The 5,575-nt window shown below is 42.1% G+C and carries 10 protein-coding genes and 1 other annotated feature; all 10 genes read left to right on the forward strand.

Features of this window, described 5'->3' with window-relative positions:
• Positions 1-540, forward strand: a 540-nt coding sequence (rlmB, locus tag LD39_RS09885; protein ID WP_035545729.1) for a 23S rRNA (guanosine(2251)-2'-O)-methyltransferase RlmB, incomplete at its 5' end; no start/stop codon positions are given.
• Positions 541-543: 3 nt separating this feature from the next.
• Entirely contained in the window at positions 544-1,053 is a 510-nt protein-coding gene (locus tag LD39_RS09890) for an NYN domain-containing protein (protein ID WP_035545733.1), read from the forward strand.
• 81 nt (positions 1,054-1,134) lie between these two features.
• Positions 1,135-1,791, forward strand: a complete 657-nt coding sequence (gene sigH / locus LD39_RS09895) for an RNA polymerase sporulation sigma factor SigH (protein ID WP_035545735.1) — start codon at positions 1,135-1,137, stop codon at positions 1,789-1,791.
• Positions 1,792-1,869: 78 nt separating this feature from the next.
• Positions 1,870-2,019 (forward strand): 50S ribosomal protein L33, encoded by a 150-nt coding sequence (rpmG, locus tag LD39_RS22095; RefSeq protein WP_081988407.1) that lies wholly within the window; start codon positions 1,870-1,872, stop codon positions 2,017-2,019.
• A 41-nt stretch (positions 2,020-2,060) separates the two neighbouring features.
• On the forward strand, positions 2,061-2,237 hold the full coding sequence (gene secE / locus LD39_RS09900) for a preprotein translocase subunit SecE (RefSeq protein WP_035545737.1): 177 nt from the start codon (positions 2,061-2,063) through the stop codon (positions 2,235-2,237).
• Positions 2,238-2,365: 128 nt separating this feature from the next.
• Positions 2,366-2,902: a transcription termination/antitermination protein NusG gene (gene nusG / locus LD39_RS09905; RefSeq protein ID WP_035545740.1), complete on the forward strand. Its 537-nt coding sequence runs from the start codon at positions 2,366-2,368 to the stop codon at positions 2,900-2,902.
• 221 nt (positions 2,903-3,123) lie between these two features.
• Positions 3,124-3,549 (forward strand): 50S ribosomal protein L11, encoded by a 426-nt coding sequence (rplK, locus tag LD39_RS09910; RefSeq protein WP_035545742.1) that lies wholly within the window; start codon positions 3,124-3,126, stop codon positions 3,547-3,549.
• Between the two features lie 120 nt (positions 3,550-3,669).
• Positions 3,670-4,365, forward strand: a complete 696-nt coding sequence (rplA, locus tag LD39_RS09915) for a 50S ribosomal protein L1 (protein WP_035545745.1) — start codon at positions 3,670-3,672, stop codon at positions 4,363-4,365.
• A gap of 52 nt (positions 4,366-4,417) precedes the next feature.
• Positions 4,418-4,567: a sequence feature (ribosomal protein L10 leader region), on the forward strand.
• Positions 4,568-4,606: 39 nt separating this feature from the next.
• A complete protein-coding gene (gene rplJ / locus LD39_RS09920) occupies positions 4,607-5,110 on the forward strand; it encodes a 50S ribosomal protein L10 (protein ID WP_035545748.1) in 504 nt (167 codons plus the stop codon).
• Positions 5,111-5,163: 53 nt separating this feature from the next.
• Entirely contained in the window at positions 5,164-5,529 is a 366-nt protein-coding gene (gene rplL, locus LD39_RS09925) for a 50S ribosomal protein L7/L12 (RefSeq protein ID WP_035545750.1), read from the forward strand.
• Positions 5,530-5,575: the final 46 nt, after the last annotated feature.

The following is a 5,575-nucleotide window of genomic DNA, read 5'->3' on the forward strand; positions in this document are numbered from 1 at the left end:
GTGGCAGCATCTGTTGCTGCCTATGAGTACAGTGATATTGAAGATTTGTTTGCAAAAGCAGAGGAAAAAGGGGAAGCGCCTTTCTTTATCATATGTGACGAAATTGAAGATCCTCATAATCTTGGGTCGATTCTTCGTACTGCGGATGCGAGTGGTGCCCACGGTGTAATTATTCCGAAAAGGCGATCTGTTGCTCTAACCGGGACCGTCGCTAAAACCTCTACTGGGGCAATCGAATATATTCCTGTTGCAAGGGTCACAAACCTTGCGCGCACGATTGAAGAATTAAAGGAGCGTTTCGTTTGGGTGGTCGGAACGGATGCCAAAGGCACGGAAGATTACCGTCAATTAGATGGAACGATGCCAATCGCCCTTGTGATCGGCAGTGAGGGGAAAGGTATGAGCCGGCTTACAAAAGAAAAGTGTGACTGGACAGTAAGTCTTCCTATGGCAGGCAAAGTAACTTCATTAAATGCTTCTGTTGCCGCTTCTTTATTGATGTATGAAGTTTATAGAAAGCGTCACCCGGTTGGGGAATAACCTATGATTGTTCTAATTGTAGATGGATACAACATGGTCGGGGCGTGGCCAGAGCTTAAACGGTTGAAAGAAAAAGATCTTGGCCAAGCCCGTGATCTTCTTATAGAGATGCTAGCTGAGTATCAGTCCTACACTGGTGATCGAATCATTGTTGTATTTGATGCTTACCATGTTCGGGGCTTGGAGAAAAAACACAAAAATTACAAAGTTGACGTGATCTTTACAAAAGAGAACGAAACGGCCGATGAACGGATCGAAAAACTAGCCGGAGAATTAAATGATGTGCGTACCCAGGTTTATGTAGCGACCTCCGACTACGCAGAACAACGAACAATCTTTGGACAAGGAGCGTTCCGAAAATCAGCCCGCGAGCTTTATATTGAGATTAAGAATATCGAAAACCAAATAAAAAAGGATGTAGAAACTCATAATCAGGTACAACATCAACCGAAAATACCGATGAATAAAGAAGTAAGGGAATTATTTGAAAAATGGCGTCGAGGAGATAAATAATTCTGACAACTTGTTGACCTTTTTCAAGCGCTTACTGTATAATATTGCTATATTGAGGTAGCACGGTCGGGGGGATCCTGTGTGAGCATCATTCAAACGGAGATGGACATCAATGAGTTGGATCTTAGCAAGCTTGAGGATGAAGCGATTATCGAACGGATTAATCAAGGTCAGGTCCAAGCTCTCGATTATTTAATTAATAAGTACAAAAATTTTGTTCGGGCAAAAGCTCGGACCTACTTTCTTATTGGCGCAGATCGGGAGGACATTGTTCAAGAAGGTATGATTGGTCTTTACAAAGCCATTCGCGATTACCAGGAAGGAAAGTTATCTTCTTTTAAAGCCTTTGCCGAATTATGCGTAACCCGTCAAATTATTACCGCAATCAAAACTGCCACAAGACAAAAACACATCCCTTTAAATTCCTACGTTTCGCTGGACAAGCCTATTTATGATGAAGAGTCTGATCGTACATTGTTAGATGTTATTGCTGGATCTAAAGCTATTGATCCACAAGAGTTGATCGTAAACAAAGAGAAATTTTCCGATATGGAGGAGAAGATCTCTGAACTGTTAAGCGAATTAGAGAAGCAAGTCCTCACCCTTTACTTGGACGGGCGTTCGTACCAGGAGATTTCTGTTGAGCTTGATCGTCACGTTAAATCCATAGATAATGCGCTTCAACGGGTCAAAAGAAAGCTTGAAAAATACTTGGAGATTAGCGAAATCACTCTGTAGATGCGAGATTGACAGCCTCTGTGAAGAGTGCTACATTTATTGAGTGTGAAAACCTCTAACGAAGAGGATGACGAATCAATGAGAAAAAAAGTAATCTTAGCTTGTACTGAATGTTCCAATCGAAATTATAGTTCATATAAAAATCAATCGAGTCAATCCGAACGTCTAGAAGTTCGTAAGTTTTGCAAGAGGTGTGGTAAGCATACCTTGCATCGCGAGACGAAATAGAGAAAGAAGCCGTAAGGCACAAGTTTGGGGGTATGGCATCCATGTTTAAGTTCTTTAAGAACGTAGCTAGGGAAATGCGCAAAGTCAGCTGGCCTAAAGGCCGTGAACTTACACGCTATACGATTACCGTATTAGCCACAGTGGCTTTCGTTGCTGTTTTCTTTGCCGTTGTAGATCTTGGTATTTCAGAGGTACTTGAACTCATCGCTAAAGAATAGTACAGTAGATTTTATGCTATAATAAGAGATAGACTTACAAAAAACCCGTTCAACGGGTTTTTTATGTTGGAATAAAAAGTATTAAATTCACGATAAGGGAGGGAAGGGCAAGCATTTGTCCTGTTCAAATGGAAAAAAGATGGTATGTTGTTCACACCTACTCAGGTTATGAAAACAAAGTAAAGACCAACTTAGAAAAGCGTGTCGAGTCAATGGGAATGGAAGACAAGATCTTTCGTGTGCTAGTCCCTGAAGACGAAGAAACGGAAATTAAGAATGGTAAGAGAAAAATCGCAAAGAAGAAAGTATTCCCGGGTTACGTTTTAGCTGAGATGGTCATGACCGATGATTCTTGGTATGTCGTACGGAATACGCCGGGTGTTACAGGATTCGTTGGGTCTACTGGCTCCGGTTCTAAACCAATCCCTCTCCTTCCTGAAGAAGTGGACACTGTTCTCAAACGTATGGGTATGAATGAAAAACCGAAAACAGAGGTTGACTTTGAGGTGAAGGAAAGTGTTAAAGTAACGGACGGACCTTTCGCAAACTTCACTGGATCGATTGAATACATTGATACAGACAAGCAAAAAGTGAAAGTCCACGTCAACATGTTCGGCCGTGAAACTCCGGTGGAACTAGACTTTTCTCAGATCGAAAAATTATAGATTTAAATGTGGGATCGCCTGGGTCAGCCCGGATCAACCAAATGTCCGAAATTCAGTGACCTTTTAAAAAATCATCCCTCCCCCTTGCATTCTTCTAATAAAGATGCTAGAATTTTTATGTTCTTTATGTGCCTCAATCGACGAGGCGTTAAGCATATTGCAAAATGAGTGGGAGGGGTAATCCCTATTACCACATCACGGACTTTAAGGAGGTGTGTCTCGTGGCTAAAAAAGTTATTAATGTTGTAAAGCTTCAGATTCCTGCAGGTAAAGCGAACCCAGCACCGCCAGTAGGACCAGCACTAGGTCAAGCGGGTATTAACATCATGGGTTTCTGTAAGGAGTTTAACGCTCGTACTCAGGAACAAGCGGGTACGATTATTCCAGTTGAAATTACGGTATATGAAGACCGTTCCTTTACATTCGTTACGAAAACTCCGCCTGCTGCTGTGCTTCTTAAGCAAGCGGCTGGTATTGAATCAGGTTCTGGTGAGCCAAACCGTAACAAAGTAGCTACTGTGAAACGCGATAAAGTTCGCGAAATCGCAGAAACAAAAATGCCTGATTTAAATGCTGCTGACGTTGAAGCTGCAATGCGCATGGTAGAAGGTACTGCGCGCAGTATGGGAATCACAATCGAAGATTAATCCCACACAGCGTCATTCGGAGAGAGATAGGAAAGGTTGCGGAACTGGAGCTAAAACCTCTTTCGCAACCTTTATTCGTGGGAGGAAAATCCGTTAAAACCACAAAGGAGGAAAATTAAAATGGTTAAAAAAACGAAAAAGCAACAAGAACTTCAAAAGCTTGTTGACCGTACAAAAGCTTATGACGTGCAAGAAGCGATCAAGCTAGTACAAGAAACTGCAAAAGCAAACTTTGACGAAACTGTAGAAGCTGCATTCCGTTTAGGCGTTGACCCTAAGAAAGCGGACCAACAAATTCGCGGAGCTATGGTGCTTCCGCACGGTACAGGTAAATCTCAGCGTGTGCTAGTTTTCGCTAAAGGTGATAAAGCGAAAGAAGCAGAAGCAGCTGGTGCTGACTACGTAGGTGAACAAGACCTAATCAACAAAATCAACCAGGGTTGGTTTGATTTTGACGTAGTAGTAGCGACTCCTGACATGATGGCTGAAGTAGGTAAGCTTGGTCGAGTACTAGGACCAAAAGGTCTTATGCCAAACCCTAAAACAGGTACAGTAACATTTGAAGTTGAAAAAGCTGTTAACGAAATCAAAGCTGGTAAAGTAGAATACCGCGTTGATAAAGCTGCTAACATCCATGTTCCAATCGGAAAAGCTTCTTTCGATGAGCAGAAATTGATTGAAAACTTCGAAGCGATTACTGAAACACTTGTAAAAGCTAAGCCACAAGCGTCTAAAGGAACTTACATGCGTAATGCTGCTGTTTCATCAACAATGGGTCCTGGAATCAAAGTTGATGTTTCTAGTTATACGAAATAAATAATTTATTGTTGACTTTCCATTGCTGATTAGTTACAATTAGTAATGTTGTATAAATGAATACGTTATACCGTAGACAGCAGGTGCGGAACTCCGCTTAATTTCCTGCCGAGGTGTGTGAATAAACGGAGCAGCGCACATGTTGCCCTGTTCTGTCATACGTACCTCCATGTCTGCATGGAGGTACTTTTTATGTAACCCTTCCGAACGGTATGATGATCAGTCAATAGGAGGTGGAACGATGAGCAGTATTATTGAACAGAAACAGCAGGTTGTTGCTGAGCTAGCTGAAAAGTTCCGCAACAGTAAATCTGCAGTAGTTGTAGACTACCGCGGTCTTGATGTTGCCGAAGTAACAGAACTTCGCTCTCAACTGCGTGAAGCTGGCGTAGAATTCAAAGTGCATAAAAACACGATGATTCGCCGCGCGACAGAAGAAGTTGAACTAACTGAACTTCACGAAGTGCTACAAGGTCCAACTGCATTAGCATTCCATGCAGACGACGCTGTAGCGCCAGCAAAAGTTCTAAACAACTTTGCGAAAGATCACGAAAGTCTTGAAATTAAAGGCGGAGTGATTGAAGGACAAGTTGCCACACTTGAGCAAATCAAAGAGGTTGCTTCCCTTCCAAACTACGAAGGTCTTGTATCTATGTTCTTAAGCGTACTACAAGCACCTATCCGCAACTTTGCATACGCGACAAAAGCTATTGCGGATCAAAAAGAAGAAGAAGAAAGCGCGTAAGTTAGCGTTCGTTTAAACCTATAAACTTAAAATTAATAAGGAGGAAATTTCTCATGTCTAACGAACAAATCATTGAAGCGATTAAAGAAATGTCTGTTCTTGAGCTTAACGACCTAGTAAAAGCAATCGAAGAAGAATTTGGTGTATCTGCTGCAGCTCCAGTAGCTGCGGGTGCTCCTGCTGCAGGTGGCGAAGCTGCTGAAGAGCAAACAGAATTCGACGTAGTCCTAGAATCTGCTGGATCTTCTAAGATCAAAGTTGTTAAAGCGGTTCGCGAAATCACTGGTCTTGGTCTTAAAGATGCGAAAGACCTTGTAGATAACGCTCCTGGCGCTATCAAAGAAGGCGTATCTAAAGAAGAAGCAGAAGAAATGAAATCTCAGCTTGAAGAAGCTGGCGCAACAGTTGAACTTAAGTAATTTGATTTCTAAAGTAAAGCTCGCTGATTATCGGCGGGCTTTCTTT

It is taken from the genome of Halobacillus sp. BBL2006, from assembly GCF_000786645.1.
GTDB lineage: Bacteria > Bacillota > Bacilli > Bacillales > Halobacillaceae > Halobacillus.

Bases quoted from the DNA above. Each gene is read 5' to 3' on its own strand.
- LD39_RS09890 (WP_035545733.1), top strand. From the start codon at position 544: ATGATTGTTCTAATTGTAGATGGATACAACATGGTCGGGGCGTGGCCA.
- rpmG (WP_081988407.1), top strand. From the start codon at position 1,870: ATGAGAAAAAAAGTAATCTTAGCTTGTACTGAATGTTCCAATCGAAAT.
- secE (WP_035545737.1), top strand. From the start codon at position 2,061: ATGTTTAAGTTCTTTAAGAACGTAGCTAGGGAAATGCGCAAAGTCAGC.
- nusG (WP_035545740.1), top strand. From the start codon at position 2,366: ATGGAAAAAAGATGGTATGTTGTTCACACCTACTCAGGTTATGAAAAC.
- rplA (WP_035545745.1), top strand. From the start codon at position 3,670: ATGGTTAAAAAAACGAAAAAGCAACAAGAACTTCAAAAGCTTGTTGAC.
- rplJ (WP_035545748.1), top strand. From the start codon at position 4,607: ATGAGCAGTATTATTGAACAGAAACAGCAGGTTGTTGCTGAGCTAGCT.
- rplL (WP_035545750.1), top strand. From the start codon at position 5,164: ATGTCTAACGAACAAATCATTGAAGCGATTAAAGAAATGTCTGTTCTT.